The sequence below is a fragment of the Salinicola socius genome (assembly GCF_001937195.1).
GTDB lineage: Bacteria > Pseudomonadota > Gammaproteobacteria > Pseudomonadales > Halomonadaceae > Salinicola > Salinicola socius.
On record NZ_MSDO01000003.1, the window covers coordinates 68083 to 85237 of the forward strand.

16 protein-coding genes are annotated in these 17155 nt (G+C 60.5%); 4 read left to right on the forward strand and 12 right to left on the reverse strand.

Going from position 1 to position 17155, the window contains the following annotated elements; all coding sequences use genetic code 11:
- From pepQ to can, 8 genes are all read right to left on the reverse strand, one after another.
- Positions 1-1338, reverse strand: a complete 1338-nt coding sequence (gene pepQ, locus BTW07_RS03215; protein ID WP_075568721.1) for a Xaa-Pro dipeptidase — start codon at positions 1336-1338, stop codon at positions 1-3.
- On the reverse strand, positions 1335-2321 hold the full coding sequence (locus BTW07_RS03220) for a LysR family transcriptional regulator (protein WP_075568722.1): 987 nt from the start codon (positions 2319-2321) through the stop codon (positions 1335-1337). Before BTW07_RS03220 ends, pepQ begins: the two co-directional genes overlap by 4 nt.
- A gap of 129 nt (positions 2322-2450) precedes the next feature.
- Entirely contained in the window at positions 2451-3506 is a 1056-nt protein-coding gene (locus BTW07_RS03225) for an ABC transporter ATP-binding protein (protein ID WP_075568723.1), read from the reverse strand.
- Positions 3503-4519: an ABC transporter ATP-binding protein gene (locus BTW07_RS03230; RefSeq protein WP_075568724.1), complete on the reverse strand. Its 1017-nt coding sequence runs from the start codon at positions 4517-4519 to the stop codon at positions 3503-3505. Before BTW07_RS03230 ends, BTW07_RS03225 begins: the two co-directional genes overlap by 4 nt.
- Positions 4520-4557: 38 nt before the next feature.
- Positions 4558-5517, reverse strand: a complete 960-nt coding sequence (locus BTW07_RS03235; RefSeq protein WP_075568725.1) for an ABC transporter permease — start codon at positions 5515-5517, stop codon at positions 4558-4560.
- Positions 5514-6560 carry an ABC transporter permease gene (locus BTW07_RS03240; RefSeq protein WP_075568726.1) on the reverse strand — a complete coding sequence of 349 codons (1047 nt, stop codon included), beginning with the start codon at positions 6558-6560 and terminating at the stop codon, positions 5514-5516. The genes BTW07_RS03235 and BTW07_RS03240 overlap by 4 nt, the downstream gene beginning before the upstream one ends.
- Complete coding sequence (locus tag BTW07_RS03245; RefSeq protein ID WP_075568727.1) at positions 6557-8149, reverse strand: ABC transporter substrate-binding protein; 1593 nt, start codon at positions 8147-8149, stop codon at positions 6557-6559. Before BTW07_RS03245 ends, BTW07_RS03240 begins: the two co-directional genes overlap by 4 nt.
- A gap of 80 nt (positions 8150-8229) precedes the next feature.
- Positions 8230-8874, reverse strand: a complete 645-nt coding sequence (can, locus tag BTW07_RS03250; RefSeq protein WP_075568728.1) for a carbonate dehydratase — start codon at positions 8872-8874, stop codon at positions 8230-8232.
- 214 nt (positions 8875-9088) lie between these two features.
- Between can and gorA the strand changes: the two genes are divergently transcribed.
- The 4 genes from gorA (at position 9089) to BTW07_RS03270 (ending at position 13195) form a co-directional block, all read left to right on the forward strand.
- Positions 9089-10462 (forward strand): glutathione-disulfide reductase, encoded by a 1374-nt coding sequence (gene gorA / locus BTW07_RS03255; RefSeq protein WP_075568729.1) that lies wholly within the window; start codon positions 9089-9091, stop codon positions 10460-10462.
- Positions 10463-10757: 295 nt separating this feature from the next.
- Positions 10758-11345: a diaminobutyrate acetyltransferase gene (gene ectA, locus BTW07_RS03260; protein ID WP_075568730.1), complete on the forward strand. Its 588-nt coding sequence runs from the start codon at positions 10758-10760 to the stop codon at positions 11343-11345.
- An 80-nt stretch (positions 11346-11425) separates the two neighbouring features.
- Positions 11426-12691: a diaminobutyrate--2-oxoglutarate transaminase gene (ectB, locus tag BTW07_RS03265; RefSeq protein WP_075568731.1), complete on the forward strand. Its 1266-nt coding sequence runs from the start codon at positions 11426-11428 to the stop codon at positions 12689-12691.
- A gap of 108 nt (positions 12692-12799) precedes the next feature.
- A complete protein-coding gene (locus BTW07_RS03270; protein WP_075568732.1) occupies positions 12800-13195 on the forward strand; it encodes an ectoine synthase in 396 nt (131 codons plus the stop codon).
- Positions 13196-13313: 118 nt separating this feature from the next.
- Here BTW07_RS03270 and cyoE read toward each other — a convergent pair whose 3' ends face one another.
- From cyoE to cyoB, 4 genes are read right to left on the reverse strand one after another with little or no spacing between them, the layout of a single operon-like run.
- Positions 13314-14210 carry a heme o synthase gene (cyoE, locus tag BTW07_RS03275; RefSeq protein ID WP_075568733.1) on the reverse strand — a complete coding sequence of 299 codons (897 nt, stop codon included), beginning with the start codon at positions 14208-14210 and terminating at the stop codon, positions 13314-13316.
- Positions 14211-14218: 8 nt separating this feature from the next.
- On the reverse strand, positions 14219-14551 hold the full coding sequence (gene cyoD / locus BTW07_RS03280) for a cytochrome o ubiquinol oxidase subunit IV (RefSeq protein WP_075568734.1): 333 nt from the start codon (positions 14549-14551) through the stop codon (positions 14219-14221).
- Between the two features lies 1 nt (position 14552).
- A complete protein-coding gene (gene cyoC, locus BTW07_RS03285) occupies positions 14553-15170 on the reverse strand; it encodes a cytochrome o ubiquinol oxidase subunit III (protein WP_075568735.1) in 618 nt (205 codons plus the stop codon).
- 2 nt (positions 15171-15172) lie between these two features.
- Positions 15173-17155, reverse strand: coding sequence for a cytochrome o ubiquinol oxidase subunit I (cyoB, locus tag BTW07_RS03290; RefSeq protein ID WP_075568736.1), 1983 nt, complete (start codon positions 17153-17155; stop codon positions 15173-15175).

Sequence of the window (17155 nt, forward strand, 5' to 3'; positions counted from 1 at the left end):
TCAGTCCTCGGCGATCGGTCTGCCCTGGGTCAGATTGTCGTGCCCCTCCGATGTGATGATCACGTTATCCTCGACCCGGATGCCACCATGATCCTGGAGCCGGTCGACGGCGGCCCAGTTCACCGCATCACGCTGCGGCCCCTGCCGAAATGGTGCCAGCAACATCGGAATCACGTAGATCCCCGGTTCGATGGTAACCACCATGCCGGCATCGAGGGTGCGGGTTAGACGCAGAGCGGGGTCCGCGGCCGGAGGCGGCAGTGGTGCACCCGAACCATCCCGCTGACGCCCCCCCACGTCATGAACCTGAATGCCCAGGCTATGCCCCAGCCCGTGCGGACAGAAGGCGCGCGTCAGGCCGCTCTCCATGGCGGCTTCGGTGCTGGTCGATATCACATCTGTATCGATCAGCAGCTCGGCCAGATGGCGATGCATCTCCTGGTGCAGCTCGATGAAATCCAGCCCTGGAGCCAGACGTGAAATCAGATGCTGCTGATAGTCGGTCACGCCCTGGATGAGCCGCTCGAACAGCGGGTCGGCTCGAGTGGAGGCCCAGGTACGGGTGATGTCTGCCGCGTAACCCGCATGGGAATGGCCGGCATCGACCAGCAACGATTTCGGCGTATCGGGGGCATCCACGTCGTAGTGTTGATAGTGAAGAGTGCCGGCATGGTGATTGATGCCGATGATATTCTGATAGGGGACCTGGGATTCCCGCTGGCGAGTCGCCGCGAGATAGGCGAGCTGGATATCCAGCTCGCCGGCGCCCAGCGCGAAGGCTTCCCTGGCGGCATCATGGCCGGCCAGCGACCACTGGTTGGCGACGAACAGGCAGTGTCGTTCGTAGTCGTCCTTGCGCATGCGCAGTTCATCCAGCGCGGCTAACAGTGCCGGCGGATTGAGTTCGGCCCCGAGAGGCATCGACGATGCTTCCAGATTGCCGATCACCGCCAGTCGCCGGGCGGAAAGGTCTCGCGGGGGCGGCCAGCCGGTATCACGGAGCGGCTGTGGCGTCAGCACTTCCGCCAACACGCCTTGGGGTGCCGGTGTGGCCAGGTGCCAGAAGTCTTCCGGTGCGTAGTAGTACCAGCGGGGCGAACTGCCGGGCTGGATCAGCAGCCAGTCGTGCTGATGGTGACTGGCGCCGGTCCAGTGCACGAAATGACCGTAGCTCTTGAAAGAGGCTTCCTGGTCATCGGCGAAGTGAACGCCGGCGTGACCGCTGTAGATGAGAACGGCATCGAACTTGTGAGCGGCCAGAACGTCGGCGTACGCCGCCTTCAGACGTTCGAGATGCGCGCGCTGTAGGGTTTCGAGGGTGTCGATGGGGAGGTTCATTGTGCGGTTCCTGTCGTTGAAACGGACGTTGAAACGGACGTTGAAACGGACGTCGAGGCTGTCGCCGGCATTGTCGTCGCGCCGGCGGAGAGCTGGGTCAGCAGACCCGGCAACGTGGGGTGTCGGCTGTCCTGGCGAAAGTAGAGGCGCAGCGATAGCGGCACATCCCAGCGCTGATCACCGGCCCGCGTCAGCTCGCCGGTCTCGAGCAGATGCCGAACCGTCCGCCAGGGCAGCCATCCGAGCCCATAACCCTGCTGCACCAGTTCGCGGATGTTGGAGGTCTGGACGTTCTCGTTGAGCGTGGCCAGATGCACCTCCTGACGGGAACGCCCCCAATGCGCCTGCAGCGCCGCGGCGATCAATCCGCTGGGATGATAGGCAATATGCGGAACCGGTTCGCGCTTGCTGCCGGGCAGCGCGAAACTAGGGTGGCCATCGAGATTGGCCACGCTGACGGGCACCAGTCGCTCCTCGCCGATCTCGAGATAACGCACGCCACTGAGATCGATATCCAGTGTCGTACGCCCCTCCGGCCAGTAGCACAGCGCCAGATCCACCTCGCCGCGCTCCAGCGCCTGGAAATACTCCGCGATCAGCCAGCTCGTCGCTCGCAGATAGGGTTCGATCTGGGGCTCGATCGCGTTCGCTTTCACCCACCCGGGAATGAAATGCGTCAACAGGCTCTGGGGCGCTGCGAGTTTGACGCGACGGGCGTCCTCTCGACCCAGGTTTTTCAGCCGCTCCCGCGTTACCCGCACGCGCTCGGTAATCTGTTTGCACAGAATCAGGAACTCTTCGCCGGCCGGCGTCAGGCTGAGTGGCAGCGTCTGACGATTGATCAGCGTGGTGCCCATCGATTCCTCGAGCAGTTTGATGCGTCGCGAAAACGTCGGTTGGGTGACATTCTGTTGATCGGCGGCACGAGAAAAATGACGCGTTTCGGCCAGGACGATGAAGTCCTCGAGCCAACGTAGTTCCATGGTGTTCTCTATCGTCAATCACACGGTTTCGATGCGGTGGACGGTGGGTTGGCAGATCGACTCGTCAGCATAGAACCGATTCGAAACAGCCTACCCGATACGCCCCGAGGCGACTATTGAAGACGACCATCAGATGCGTCCCTCCTCGACGGCGTGGCATGCAACCTGATGATCGCCCCGAAGGGCGAGCGGCTCGGGATTCTCCCGTTGGCAGCGCGCGTCGGCGTGGGGGCAACGTCCGCGAAACACGCAGCCGCTCGGCGGCGCGATCGGCATGGAAGCCTCGTCTCCCAGCCGGAGCGGCGCCACATGCCCATCTTCCAACCGTGGACTGGCTGCCAACAGCGCCTGGGTATAGGGATGCCGAGGGTGGGCGAATAGCGTGTCGGTGTCCGCCAGTTCGCAGATCGTGCCCAGATACATCACCGCCACCCGGGTAGCGAAGTGCTCGACGACCGCCAGGTCGTGGGTGATGAACAGATAGGTCAAGCGTCGCGCCGCCTGGGCATTCATCAGCAGGTTCAGGATCTGAGCCTGGACCGAGACATCGAGGGCAGAGACGGGCTCGTCGGCGATGACGAACTCGGGGTCCACGCTCAGCGCGCGAGCGATGGCGATGCGTTGCCGCTGTCCGCCGGAGAACTCGTGTGCGAAGCGTTCGCTCCAGCCGAGATCGATGCCCACGTCGGCCATCAGCGAATCGGCTCTGTCACGAATCCGCGAACGCGACCAGCCCGGATGGTGGAGGCGAATCGGCTCCTCGAGGCTCTGTCGTACCGTCAGCCGCGGGTTGAGCGACGCATAAGGGTTCTGGAAGATCATCTGCATGCGCTGGCGAAACGGGCGCCACTGCTTGGCACTCAGGTGATCGATGCGCTGGCCGTCATAGTGGACTTCCCCCTCGCTTGCCCTCAGCAGCCCCATGATCAGCCGCGCCAGGGTCGATTTGCCACAGCCCGATTCGCCCACCACACAGAGCGCGTCGCCGCGCTGGATCTCCAGATCGACGCCGTTCACGGCATGAATCCGTTGACGACGCCAAGCCCGGCTGTGCTTATCGAAACGCCAGGGCAGCAGGCGATCCGGGTATAGCGCGAAACGCTTGCGCAGGCTAAGCACCTTGACCAGCGGTGCGGGGACGTCGGCAGCGCGACCCAGCGTCCGCAATGCGTCGATCGGGTTCATGGCATATCCTCCTCGACGGGCGCGGTTGCTATCAGCTCCTGCACCCAGTGGCAGGCGACCTGGCTGTCACCGGATACGATGATCCCGGGAACCCGTTCGCGGCAGTCCTGGCGTGGCTGCCCGGAGGAGGTGAATCCGTATCGGCAGCGGGGGTGGAAGGCACATCCGTCCGGCGCCCGGGAAAGCGTCGGCATGTTGCCGGGGATCTGCGCCAGACGCTGACGGGGCAGCGTCATCTGGGGCAGGGCGTTGATCAGCCCCTGGGTGTAGGGATGCTGCGCGTCATTGATGATCTCACGGGTCGGGCCCTGCTCGACGATGCGGCCGGCGTACATCACCAGCAGGCGCTGCGTCAGTTGACCGATGACACCGAGATCGTGAGAGATCACGATCAGACCGACGTTGTGCTTGTCGCAAAGCTGCCTGAGCAGGGCGATGATCTCGGCCTGGATGGTGACATCGAGGGCAGTGGTCGGCTCGTCGGCAATGATGATGTCGGGATCCAGCAGCAGCGCGATGGCGATCACGACGCGCTGGCAAAGTCCGCCGGAAAGCTGATGCGGATACTGCTCGAGGCGCTGTTCGGGTGACGACACCTGCAGCTGGCGTAGCTTGTGGAGCGCCAGGATCCTTGCGTCGCGGGCGGCAATCCGGCGGTGCGCCTTGAGACTCTCGATCATCTGCTGGCCGATGGTCAGCACCGGATTGAGCGTCGTCAGCGGATCCTGGAAGATCATCGCCACCCGATTGCCCCGGATCCGGCGCAACTGGCGATCGGACAGCGGGGTCAGCTCGCGCCCCTCGAACCGAACCTGGCCCCTGACGATACGCCCGGGGCGGGAGAGCAGTTTCAGCAGGCTGAAGGCGAGCACCGACTTGCCGGCACCGGATTCGCCAACGATGCCCAGACGTTCGCCACGTTCTAGCGTGAAACTGACATCGCGCACCGCTCGTATCTCCCCGTCTCTCGACGGAAAGCACACCTCGAGATGCTCGACTTCCAGTAACGCCATGGCAGCGGTTCCTTGAGCTGAATTCTTGGGCTGGGCGGTTATCGCGAGTCTTCGTGCCGAGCCCGGTGGAGACGGGGGTTCAGCGTGTCGCGCAACCAATCCCCCAGCAGGTTGATGACCAGCACTAACGCTACCAGCAACAGGCCCGGCAACAATGTGATCCACCAGGAGCCGGACTGCAGATAATCGAACCCGGATTTGATCAGTGAGCCCAGTGACGGTTCGGTCTCCGGCATACCCAGGCCCAGAAACGACAGCGCCGCCTCGGCCATGATGGCATTGGCGATCTGGACGGTGGAGAGCACGAAGATCGGTGCCAGGGCATTGGGCAGGATGTGGCGCCACATGATGCGATAATTCGAAAAGCCCAGCACGCGAGCGGCATCGACATACTCCTTCTGCTTTTCCGCCAGCACGCTGGCCCTGACGGTACGGGCGTACTGAGGCCATTCGCTCAAGCCGATGATCAGGATCAGGATCGCGACGCCGTAGTCGCCATAGAACGCGCCGCCAAACGCGGCCTTGACCACCGCCCCGATGACGATCGCCATCATCAAGGTGGAGAACGACAGCTGGATATCGGCCATTCGCATCAGCAGAGTGTCGATCACTCCCCCGCGGTAGCCTGCGAGCAGACCCAGCGCCGTTCCCAGCAGCGATTGAACCAGCACCGCCCCGAAACCGATCGCAATCGACACCCGCGCGCCGTAAAGCATTGTCGAGAGCAGATCCCGCCCCTGCGCATCGGTCCCCAGCAGGTGAGCGGGGTCGCTTCCCGCTATCCACAGCGGCGGCAATTCGGAGTCGAGCAGGCTGATCTGAGCAAGATCGTAGGGATTGCTCGGCGCAAGCCATGGCGTGAGCAAAAGGCTGGCCATCATCGCCACGAACAGCGTCATGCAGATCTGGGCCCGGCGATCTCGCTGCAGGCGGTAGAGGAAATAGGAGTCGCGAAAACGACGCCAGGTCGTTGGCGACGACGGATCCTGGATACTCATGCCACGCTCCGGGTCAATATCACTCGCGGATTCAGCAGCCGGTAAACCAGATCGACGAGAGTGTTGGTCACGACGAACATCAAACCGATCACCATCAGATAGGCCACGATCAGCGGCATATCGGCGCGTTCGATGGCATCCAGGAACATCAGCCCCGCGCCCGGCCACTGGAACACGGTCTCTGTCAGCAGGGTATAGGCCACCAGCGTGCCGATCTGGACCCCGCCCAGGGTCACTACCGGCAGCAACGTGTTCTTCAGCGCATGCAGAAAATAGATGCGCGACGGCCGCAGCCCCCTGGCCTTGGCGTATTTCACGTAGTCAGATTCCAATACATCCAGCATCTCGGCATGAATCAGACGCACGAACAGGGGCAGCATGACGAATGCCAGCGACAGGGCAGGAAGTAGCAGATAGACGAGACCCTGCAGCGAGGCGAAATTGGTATACCAGACGCCCCAGACATGAACCGGATTGCCACGCCCGTAGGCCGGCATTCCCCCTTCGATGGAGAGAAGCTGATTGAGCCAGTTTCCCCATTGGGTGTCCGCCGGGAACAGCGTCACCTGCACGCCGATCGAGAAGAGCTGAATCAATACCATGGCCGACAGAAATACCGGCACCGAGATGCCGAGCACGGACAGCCCCATCAGTGCTTTCGACGGCCAGCTGCGTGGACGGATGGCGCAGAAGACACCTATCGGCACCGACAGCACGAGCGTGAGCAGCGCACTGGCCGCCACCAGCTCCAGGGTGGCGGGAAGATAGCGGGCGATCACGCTGAGCGCGGGTTCGTGGAAAAAGTAGGAGTTGCCGAAGTTCAGGCGCACGGCATTGCCCGCGAAATGCAGGTACTGAGCCCATAGCGGCTGATCCAGGCCAAGCGAGTGTCGCAACGTCGTCGATTCCGCTTCGGATGCCGTCGGCCCCAGCATCTGCTGCACGGGGTCCCCCAGCCCGCCCTGAATCGCAAAGCCGATCACGCTGATGACGAACATCACCGCGAGCGCCTGGCATAGCCGCCGAATCAGAAACATGATCATCGCGGGTGGACGACCACGTCGCCGAGGTAGGGCATGTTCATCACGTTCAACACTGGCGCAATCTCGACGCGATCGGCCGACGCCCAGGCAAGATTCTGCCAATACAGGGGAATGAACGGGGCATCGTCATGAATTGCCCGCTCTGCCTGTCTCAGCAGCCGGGCGCGAGCCTCCGGCTGCATGGTGAGGTTGGCACGGCGAACTAGCGCGTCGATCTGCGGATTGCAGTACTCGCTGGCGTTGTATCGGCCCGCGCCGGTAACGGGATCGGGACAGAAGGTCAGATATTCGAAGAAATTGGCGGAATCGCTGGTATCCGAATACCACCCCATCATCATCATGTCGGCCGCGCGCTCGTCGTACTCGGCCCAGTACTGATTCTTGGGTAGTGTCTCGAACTCGACAGTGACGTTGATCCTGGCCAGCATGGCGGCTACCGCCAATGCGACCTGCGCGGTCTGGGCATCGTTAACGTAGCGGTTGTTGGGCGCCATCAGGGTGACCGAAAAACCTTCGGCGTAGCCCGCTTCCTGCATCAGTTTCCTGGCCTTGGCGAGATCGTAGCGCGGCTCCAGCGCTGCGACATGGCCCGCATATCCCTCGGGCGACATCTGCCCGGCGGGCGTCGCGAAGCCTTTCAACAGGCGTTCGGCAATCGCGCTCTGATTGACCGCATAGGCGAACGCGCGGCGAACGCGGGGATCGCGAAATGCCGGCACCCGCTGCTCGTTGAGCTGCAGCATGGTGATACGCGTGCCGGGCATCGTGACCAGCTCGAAACCATCGGCATGACGCAATCGCTGCACCGCATTGAAGGGCACCGGCGAGATGAAGTCGACATCGCCGGCAAGCAGGGCAGCCACACGAGTGGCGTTTTCGGCGATTGGTGTCATCACCAGATGATCGACATTGCCCGGCGAATGCTGATCCCAGTAGTTCGGGAAACGGATGAACTCGGTTCGGGTGCCTGGCTGTCGTTTTACCACTTCGAAAGGTCCGGTACCCGACAGGTGGCTCGACGCGAACGAATTGCCGTTCTTGACGATCTCGCTTTTGTCGCGCCCGTCCGCTGACATCCCGGTATAGAACCGGCTGTCCATCGGGAAGATGTAGGTCGCGAGATTGAGCAGCAGCGGATAGGGCTGACGGGTCATGAGATCGACGGTGAAATCATCGACCGCCTCGATGCGCTCGACAGGGTCGAAAATGGCCTTGAAGTCGGGGCTTCGCTTGAGGCGTCGCACCGTCCAGACGACATCCGTGGCCGTGAAGGCGTTACCGCTGTGAAAAGTAACGCCATGACGCAGGTGCAGCCGCATGGTGGTGTCGTCGAGACGTTCCCAGCTCGTGGCGAGACGAGGTTCGAATTCGAGATCCCGGTTCCATCGAACCAGCGGATCGAAGGCTAGATGCGACAGCTGTAGCATGCCGATCGAGAGCTGCTCCTGGATGTCCAGCGACACAGGGGCGGTGTCGTATGCCACACGGAGCGTGATGCCCTTGTCGTCATCTGCCAGGGCCGTTGCCGCCATTGACGGCAGCAACTGGGCCCCGACCAGCAAGCCGAGCATGATCGTCTTGAGACGCATGAGAGTCCCGTCGTCGTTATTGGTGTTGTTATCGAGTATGGCGTTGCGTTGAACCGTTGCTCGGCTGGCCGGACTGGCAATCACTCCTGAGCGGAAAAAGTGGGCTGGATGCGGATGCTTCCCATCTGATCGGCACGTGACACCGTGCACCCCAGGTCGTTGACGCGGCCATCGGTCAGGCCGTAGACCCAACCATGAACCGACAGCGGCTGCTCGCGTTCCCAGGCGCGCTGGATGATCTTGGTGCGACACAGGTTGGCGACCTGCAGGCGAACGTTATGTTCGCACATGCGATCGATCTGTTCTTCCAGAGGGAGCGACTCGAGAGTCGGGCGATGCTGTTGGTAGAGCTCGCTGATGCTGTTGAGCCAGTAGTCGACGATACCGTGCTCGCCACCGGTGATCGCAGCCTTGACCCCGCCGCAGCCGTAGTGCCCGACGACCATGATGTGCTTGACCTTGAGCACGTCGACAGCAAACTGAACCACCGAAAGCGCATTCATGTCGTTGTGATAGATCAGATTGGCGACGTTACGATGGACGAAAACCTCGCCCGGCGGCAGATCGACGATCTGGTTGGCAGGAACGCGGCTGTCGGAGCAACCGATCCATAGATAGTCCGGGTTCTGCTGTTGCGAGAGCTGCGCAAAGAAGTGCGGATCGCGCTGCTGAACGCCATCGGCCCAACGCCGATTCTGTTCGAGAAGAGTCTGAATATCGCTCATGACGGTAACCTGAGGTACGGGGTTGGCGAACGTCGTGTTTCACGGTTAAGGCCATGATTCTAGGCTATTCGACGAAGTTTTCGAAGTGAGTTCGGCGATGTCGGTGTCGGCGCCCTTCACAAGGTATTTTTATATCGCCCCGATAGGGAGGGACTTTTCCGACACCGGACCGAGGCTGGTATCATCGCCGCATCATGTCTCAAGGAGTTTTACCGTGGCGAATTACGATTACGATCTCTTCGTGATAGGAGCCGGTTCGGGTGGTGTGCGCGCCGCGCGCACGGCCGCGGCAACGGGTGCGAAAGTGGCGGTTGCCGAAGATCGCTACCTGGGCGGCACCTGCGTCAATGTCGGCTGCGTGCCGAAGAAACTCTACTCCTACGCGGCGCATTTTCATGATGCATTCGAGGACAGCCACGGGTTCGGGTGGACGATTCCGCAAGCGCCCAGCTTCGACTGGGCGACACTGCGCGACAACAAGATCGAAGAGATCAAGCGCCTCAACGGCATTTACAGCCGCCTGCTGGAAGGCGCCGGCGTCACGCTGATCAACGGCCGTGCCAAGGTCATCGACTCCAATGCGGTCGAGATCAACGGCGAGCGCATCACTGCCGAGAAGATACTGGTCGCCGTTGGCGGCTGGCCCTGGACGCCGGAGTTCGAAGGTAGCGAGCTTACCGTCAATTCCAATCAGGTCTTCGATCTCGATAGCTTCCCCAGCCGTTTTCTGGTGCTGGGCGGTGGTTACATTGCCGTGGAATTCGCCAGTATCTTCAAGGGTCTGGGTGCCGATACACATCTGATCTACCGGGGCGAACTGTTCCTGCGCGGATTCGATCAGGAAGTTCGTGAATTCACGCGTGACGAGATGGCCAAGAAGGGCGTCAATCTGCATTTCGAGACCAATATCGAGCGTATCCGCAAGGTCGAAGGCGGGCTCGAAGTGACGTTGACCAATGGCGAGCAGCTCGAGGTGGACGCCGTGCTCTCCGCCACCGGACGACGCCCGCACCTGGAAGGTCTCGGGCTGGACGCCATCGGTGTCGAGCTCGATACCGATGGCACGCTCAAGGTCAACGAGCGCTACGAGTCTTCCGTACCGTCGATCCTGGCGCTGGGCGATGTCACCGGGGGCCCGGAACTGACGCCTGTCGCTCTGGCGGAAGCAATGCATCTGGTTCAGCACCATTTTCCCAAAGACCCAGGCGACAAGCCCCCGGCGCCACTCGACTACCAGAACATCGCCACGGCCGTGTTCTGCCATCCCAACATCGGGACCGTCGGTCTGTCCGAAGAGGAGGCGCGTGAGCGGTTGGGGGCGGTTCGCATCTACAGCGCGGACTTCCGACCGATGAAGCACACCCTGTCCGGCAGTGACGAACGTTGCCTGATGAAACTGGTGGTCGATGATGCCAGCGACCGCGTGGTCGGGGCTCATATGGTCGGCGACGAAGCGGGAGAGACCATTCAGGGAATCGCGATCGCCGTGCGGGCCCGACTGACCAAGACCGACTTCGACGCCACGGTGGGGATCCACCCGACGGCGGCGGAAGAGTTCGTGACCATGCGCAGCCTGACTCGCCGCTGATCGTCGCCTATCGGCCTCGCAGGACAATGGCCGCCCGAGAGGGCGGTGATTGTCGCTGGGAACCCGACCGACTCCGCTCTGGATATTCTCGTTCCTGTTCGTTCCCCGCCTCATCGATGGTCATCTTTTCCAACCTGTCGCTGACCTTGATCTACACTCACGATGTTCGGGTTCCCGCCGGGCACCCGAATATAAATATTCATTATTGAATTGATGCAGTGAAATAACCTGCCGTTTGAAGCTTGGGTGCCTCGCTGTTATCCTTGATCCCAAATTCGCCATAGCGACAATGACGATGACCAACCCCAATCCGGCATTCACGCCGTCGGCAGACTTGGCCAGACCCACCGTGGCTGACGCCGTCGTTGGCAAACCCGGTATGCCGCTCTTCATACGTAAGCCCACCACGGAAGACGGGTGGGGTATCTACGAACTGGTCAAGGCCTGCCCGCCGCTCGACGTCAATTCCGGCTATGCCTATCTGCTGCTGGCAACGCAGTTTCGCGACAGCTGTGCCGTGGCGACGACGGAAGACGGCGAGATCGTCGGATTCGTCTCCGGCTACGTCAAGGCCGCGGCACCGGATATCTACTTCCTGTGGCAAGTGGCAGTCGGCGAGAAGGCTCGCGGTACCGGGCTGGCCCGACGCCTGGTAGAAGCCGTGCTGACGCGCCCGGAACTGGCCGGCCTGAACCATCTGGAGACCACCATCACTCCGGACAACCAGGCGTCCTGGGGGCTGTTCAAGCGTCTTGCGGATCGATGGCGAGCGCCGCTCATCAGCCGCGAATACTTTTCGACCGATCAACTGGGCGGGGAACACGATCCGGAGAATCTCGTCCGGATTGGTCCCTTCGATCCCCAGCGTATCCAAGGCGGGTGAAGGCTGCGTCATCGTGCACGCCTGTTTCAGGCGGCTTCATCCCCGTTCCCGCACATTCACGCTCCCATCAAGGAGGTTGCATGCAGACCCAGATTCTCGAACGCATGGAGTCCGAAGTCCGGACGTATTCTCGTTCCTTTCCGATCGTCTTCACCAAGGCACTGGGCGCACGCCTGACCGCCGAAGACGGCCGCGAGTACATCGATTTTCTCGCCGGTGCCGGCACGCTCAACTACGGGCACAATCATCCGAAGTTGCAGGAAGCGTTGGTCGAGTACATCACGTCCAATGGCATCGTTCATGGACTGGACATGTGGACCGCCGCCAAGCGCGAGTACCTCGAGACACTCGAAGAGGTGATCTTCAAGCCGCGTGGCCTGGACTACAAGGTTCACCTGCCCGGGCCGACCGGGACCAATGCCGTCGAAGCGGCCATTCGTCTGGCTCGCGTTGCCAAGGGTCGTCACAACATCGTCACGTTCACCAATGGTTTCCATGGCGTCACCATGGGGGCCTTGGCCACGACCGGCAATCGCAAGTTCCGCGAAGCGACCGGGGGCATTCCTACCCAGGGCGCGAGCTTCCTGCCTTTCGATGGCTATCTTGGCGAAGACACCGATACGCTCGACTATTTCGAAAAGCTGCTGGGTGACAAGTCCGGCGGGCTGGATGTTCCGGCTGGCGTGATCGTCGAGACCGTGCAGGGCGAAGGTGGCATCAATCCCGCCGGTCTGGACTGGCTGAAGCGTCTGGAGCGCATCTGCCGCGCGCATGACATCCTGCTGATCATCGATGATATCCAGGCAGGCTGCGGCCGTACCGGCAAGTTCTTCAGCTTCGAGCATGCCGGCATCGTGCCCGACATCATCACCAACTCGAAATCGCTCTCCGCCTACGGCCTGCCGTTTGCCCACGTGCTGATGCGCCCCGAGCTGGATAAATGGAAGCCGGGCCAGTACAACGGCACGTTCCGCGGTTTCAACATGGCCTTCGTGACCGCCGCAGCCGCGCTCAGACACTTCTGGAGCGACGACACCTTCGAACGCGATATCCAGCGTAAAGGCCGCATCGTCGAAGAGCGGTTTGCCAGGATTGCCGCATCGTTGACCGAAATGGGTTACCCCGCGAGCGAGCGAGGACGCGGCTTGATGCGCGGTATCGACGTGCGCGACGGTGGCGTGGCCGACAAGATCACCGCCAAGGCCTTCGAAAACGGCTTGATCATCGAAACCGCAGGCCAGGATGGCCAGGTCGTGAAATGCTTGTGCCCGTTGATCATCAGCGATGAAGACCTTCTCGAAGGCCTGGATATTCTGGAGCGCAGTGTTCAGGAAGCGCTGGGCTGAATCGGAAACCGGCGCTGGAAAGGTGGCCCTGCCCGGGCCACTTTTTTCGCCCTTCAGGTCATCTCTGATGTTCCCCTTAACGTAGTCACCCACCAGGAGTTGTAATCGATGATCGTACGTAATCTTGATGAATGCCGGAAAACCGACCGTTTCGTCAAAGCCGAAAACGGCAACTGGGATAGCACCCGTTTGATGCTGGCCGAAGACAACTGTGGTTTCTCGTTCAACATCACACGTATTCATCCGGGTACGGAAACCCATATTCACTACAAGAACCATATCGAAGCGGTGTTCTGCTACGAGGGTGAAGGGGAAGTGGAAACCATTGCCGATGGCAAGATCCACACCATCAAGGCCGGCGACATGTACCTGCTTGACCAGCACGACGAACACTGGCTGCGTGGCAAGGAGAAGGGCATGACCGTTGCCTGCGTCTTCAGCCCGGCCTTGACCGGTCGTGAAGTGCATCGTGAAGATGGCTCCTACGCGCCGGCGGACGACTGAGATCCAGGCGCCTCCAGCGTCAGCTCTCGACCTCCAGCGTCAGCTCTCGATGAGCGCGATACAAAAAAAAGACCGCCTCGGCGGTCTTTTTTATTGAACAACGTCTACTCGACACCATTCACCGCAATAAGGCGAACGACAGCAACGATTCAGTCATCGGCATGCGGCTATCCACCGACATCATCACGCTCAGAGCGGTCACCACCATGATCGAGATGCCAAAGACCTTGCGAGCCCAGGCTCGATCATCGGTGGTCCGATAGCCCTTGAGCGTCACGCTGAGCCAATAGACGCCGACCGCGATGGCGACGATCGCATAGGCCCAGCCGGTATAGCCGGCGACGGAAAGCATGACCGAGGCGATCACGAACAACGCGGTATAGATCACGATGTGTCGTTTGGCCACGGCGACGCCGCATTTTACCGGCAGAACCGGGATGGACGCCGATGCGTAATCGTCGTATCGAAAGATGGCGATCGCGTAGGAATGCGGCATCTGCCACATGCTGAAAATGATCAGCAGCAGAAGGGCACCCAGATCGAACTGTCCCGTTACTGCACAGTAGCCGATCACCGGTGGCGAGGCGCCGGACAGACTGCCGATCAGCGTGCTGTATACCGAGTGGCGTTTGAGATAGAGGCTATAGGCACCGACGTAGATGGCGAAACCGAATGCCGCGAACCCCGTCGCCAGCGGCGTCGTCATCCCTGCCAGCAGGCCGAAGCCGGCGATACCCAACGCGCAAGCCAGCAGCAGGGCAATCGGAATCGAAATCTCGCCGGTCACCATGGCCCGGGACTGCGTCCGCGCCATATGACCGTCGATATCGCGGTCGATCACGTTATTGAAAACGCAACCCGACGCCACGACCAGCGAGGTGCCGAGTACCGCTGCCAGGAACAACCAGAGCTCGAAACGGCCACCGGCGGCCAGGAAATAGCCGCCGATGACTGTGACGAGATTGCCGAAGATGATACCGGGCTTGGTCAGCGCCAGATAAGGCTTCAAGGCCATCTGCGGGCTTAACCCAGCATCATGTTGACGTGAATGTTGTGCATGATCCATAGCGAACCACCAATGATCAGCACCAGGATACCGCCGGTGAAGACGAAGGAAATCACGTTCCAGCCACCCTCGGACTTGGTATTCAGGTGCATGAAGAGAATCAGCTGCACGAGCACCTGAAGCACGGCGGTCACGACGACCGTGATCATCATGGCCGGGATACCGAAACTGCCGGTCATGACCACGCCGAAGGAGATCAGCGTGAGCACGATCGAGAGAATCAGACCGATGATATAGGACTTGTAGCTGCCGTGACTGGCGCCGTCATGCGAAGTGTGAATATCGCTCATGTCACATGGCTCCTAGCAGATAGACAAAGGAGAAGACGCAAATCCAGACGATGTCCAGGAAGTGCCAGAACAGACTGAGACAGAGCATCCGCGGCTTGGTCACGCTGTCCAGCCCACGCTTGGATATCTGGAAGAACATGATCGCGATCCAGATCAACCCGAACGTCACGTGCAGGCCGTGTGTCCCGACCAGCGTGAAGAACGCCGACAGGAATGCGCTGCGATCCGGACCGGCGCCTTCGGCGATCAGGTGATGGAACTCGTAGATTTCCATCGACACGAAGCCTGCGCCCAGCAGGAAGGTGACGGCCAGCCATTTCAGCACGGCCCCGCGGTCACCGGCATTCTGAGCCAGAACCGCGAGTCCGAAAGTGAAACTGCTGATCAGCAGCAGAAACGTCTCGACCAGCACGAACGGCAGTTCGAAAATTTCCTGCGAGGTCGGGCCGCCGGCTGTCGCCGTCGAAAGAACACCGAACGTCGCGAACAGGGTGCCGAAGATCACAAGGTCGCTCATCAGGTAAATCCAGAACCCGAAGACCTTCATTGCACCCGCGTCGTGGTGCTCATGCCCGTCGTGGGCATGAGCGTCATGTTGCTTGATTGTGTCGGTTGCCATGATTAAGCCTGCATCTCCAACCGTTTGTGGTATTCACGTTCGGTCTGTTCGACCTCGGCGGCGCTGACGTGGTAGTCGGTATCGTCGTTGAAGATACGGAACATGAACGTCACGAACATGCCAATGGCGCCCAGACCCACCAGCCACCAGATGTGCCAGATCAGAGCGAAACCGAAGAACAGGGCAAACAGCGACAGGATCGGGCCCTCGGCCGTGTTCTTGGGCATGTGAATGTCCTCGAACTCGGTCGCCAGCTCCCGCTTGAAGCCGCCGGGCTGCTGCTTCATTTCCCAGAAGGGATCGATCGATTCGACGCTGGGAAGATAAGCGAAGTTGTATTTCGCGGGCGGTGATGCAGCGGCCCATTCCAGCGTACGGCCATCCCACGGATCGCCGGTCAGATCGCGATTCTTCTCGCGGTCGCGAATACTCACGACGATCTGGATGACGATACAGGCGATACCCATGGCAATGATGACGGCACCGACCCAGGCCACGATCATCAACGGTTGCCATTCGGTCTGTTCGTAGGACTGCATGCGACGCATGGCACCGAAGAAACTCAGCGCATAGAGCGGCATGAACGCCACGTAGAAGCCGATCAGCCAGCACCAGAAGGAGCGCTTGCCCCATTTTTCGCTCAGCGTGAAACCGAACGCTTTCGGGAACCAGTAGGTGAGACCGGCCATCATGCCGAACACCACACCGCCGATGATGACGTTATGGAAGTGGGCAATGACGAACAGGCTGTTGTGCAGCACGAAGTTGGCACCCGGTACGGCCAGCATGACACCGGTCATTCCACCCAGCGTAAAGGTGATGATGAAACCGATGGTCCAGAGCACGGGCGTGGTGAACTGGATACGACCGCGATACATCGTGAACAGCCAGTTGAAGATCTTCACCCCGGTCGGGATGGCGATGATCATCGTCATGATGCCGAAGAAGGCGTTGACGTTGGCACCTGCACCCATGGTGAAGAAGTGGTGCAGCCATACGATGAACGACAGTACGGTGATGGCAGCGGTGGCCCAGACCATCGTCTTGTAGCCAAACAGACGCTTCTTGGTGAAGGTCGCGATGACCTCGGAGAAGACACCGAATGCCGGCAGGATCAGAATGTAGACCTCAGGATGGCCCCAGGCCCAGATGAGGTTGACGTACATCATCTGGCTGCCGCCCATGTCATTCGTGAAGAAGTGCATGCCCAGATAACGATCCAGCGTCAGCAGGGCGACGGTCACGGTCAGAATCGGGAACGACAGAATGATCAGGACGTTGGTGCAAAGCGCAGTCCACGTGAAGATCGGCATGCGGAACAGGGTCATGCCCTTGGTGCGCATCTTCAGGATGGTGACGAAGAAGTTGATCCCCGTCAGCGTCGTGCCGATCCCCGATAACTGTAACGCCCATATCCAGTAATCGACCCCGACATCCGGACTGTACTGCAACTCCGATAGCGGCGCGTAGGCCAACCAGCCGGTCTTGGCGAACTCACCAACGACGAGTGAAACGTTGACCAGAATCATGCCCACCGCGAACAGCCAGAAGCTCAGGTTGTTCATGAACGGGAAGGCCACGTCGCGGGCACCGATCTGTAGCGGCACCACCAGGTTCATCAGACCGATGACCATGGGCATGGCGACGAAGAAAATCATGATCACACCGTGAGCGGTGAAGATCTGATCGTAGTGGTGGGGCGGCAGGAAGCCTTCCGACCCGCCCGCTGCAATGGCCTGCTGGGTACGCATCATGATGGCATCGGCGAAACCGCGGATGAGCATGACAAGCGCGACCAGAAAATACATCACACCGATCTTCTTATGATCGATGGAAGTTACCCACTCGGTCCAGAGGTAGCCCCATTTGCGATAATAGGTAATCAGACCGACGACCAGCGCACCGATGATCCCGATGGCCGCCGCAGTGACCATGATGATCGGCTCGTGGAATGGAATCGAATCTAAGCTGAGTTTTCCAAACAT

Bases quoted from the DNA above. Each gene is read 5' to 3' on its own strand.
- BTW07_RS03270 (WP_075568732.1), top strand. From the start codon at position 12,800: ATGATCGTACGTAATCTTGATGAATGCCGGAAAACCGACCGTTTCGTC.
- ectB (WP_075568731.1), top strand. From the start codon at position 11,426: ATGCAGACCCAGATTCTCGAACGCATGGAGTCCGAAGTCCGGACGTAT.
- can (WP_075568728.1), bottom strand. From the start codon at position 8,874: ATGAGCGATATTCAGACTCTTCTCGAACAGAATCGGCGTTGGGCCGAT.
- BTW07_RS03245 (WP_075568727.1), bottom strand. From the start codon at position 8,149: ATGCGTCTCAAGACGATCATGCTCGGCTTGCTGGTCGGGGCCCAGTTG.
- ectA (WP_075568730.1), top strand. From the start codon at position 10,758: ATGACCAACCCCAATCCGGCATTCACGCCGTCGGCAGACTTGGCCAGA.
- pepQ (WP_075568721.1), bottom strand. From the start codon at position 1,338: ATGAACCTCCCCATCGACACCCTCGAAACCCTACAGCGCGCGCATCTC.
- BTW07_RS03225 (WP_075568723.1), bottom strand. From the start codon at position 3,506: ATGAACCCGATCGACGCATTGCGGACGCTGGGTCGCGCTGCCGACGTC.
- cyoD (WP_075568734.1), bottom strand. From the start codon at position 14,551: ATGAGCGATATTCACACTTCGCATGACGGCGCCAGTCACGGCAGCTAC.
- cyoB (WP_075568736.1), bottom strand. From the start codon at position 17,155: ATGTTTGGAAAACTCAGCTTAGATTCGATTCCATTCCACGAGCCGATC.
- cyoE (WP_075568733.1), bottom strand. From the start codon at position 14,210: ATGGCCTTGAAGCCTTATCTGGCGCTGACCAAGCCCGGTATCATCTTC.
- BTW07_RS03235 (WP_075568725.1), bottom strand. From the start codon at position 5,517: ATGAGTATCCAGGATCCGTCGTCGCCAACGACCTGGCGTCGTTTTCGC.
- BTW07_RS03240 (WP_075568726.1), bottom strand. From the start codon at position 6,560: ATGATCATGTTTCTGATTCGGCGGCTATGCCAGGCGCTCGCGGTGATG.
- cyoC (WP_075568735.1), bottom strand. From the start codon at position 15,170: ATGGCAACCGACACAATCAAGCAACATGACGCTCATGCCCACGACGGG.
- BTW07_RS03230 (WP_075568724.1), bottom strand. From the start codon at position 4,519: ATGGCGTTACTGGAAGTCGAGCATCTCGAGGTGTGCTTTCCGTCGAGA.
- BTW07_RS03220 (WP_075568722.1), bottom strand. From the start codon at position 2,321: ATGGAACTACGTTGGCTCGAGGACTTCATCGTCCTGGCCGAAACGCGT.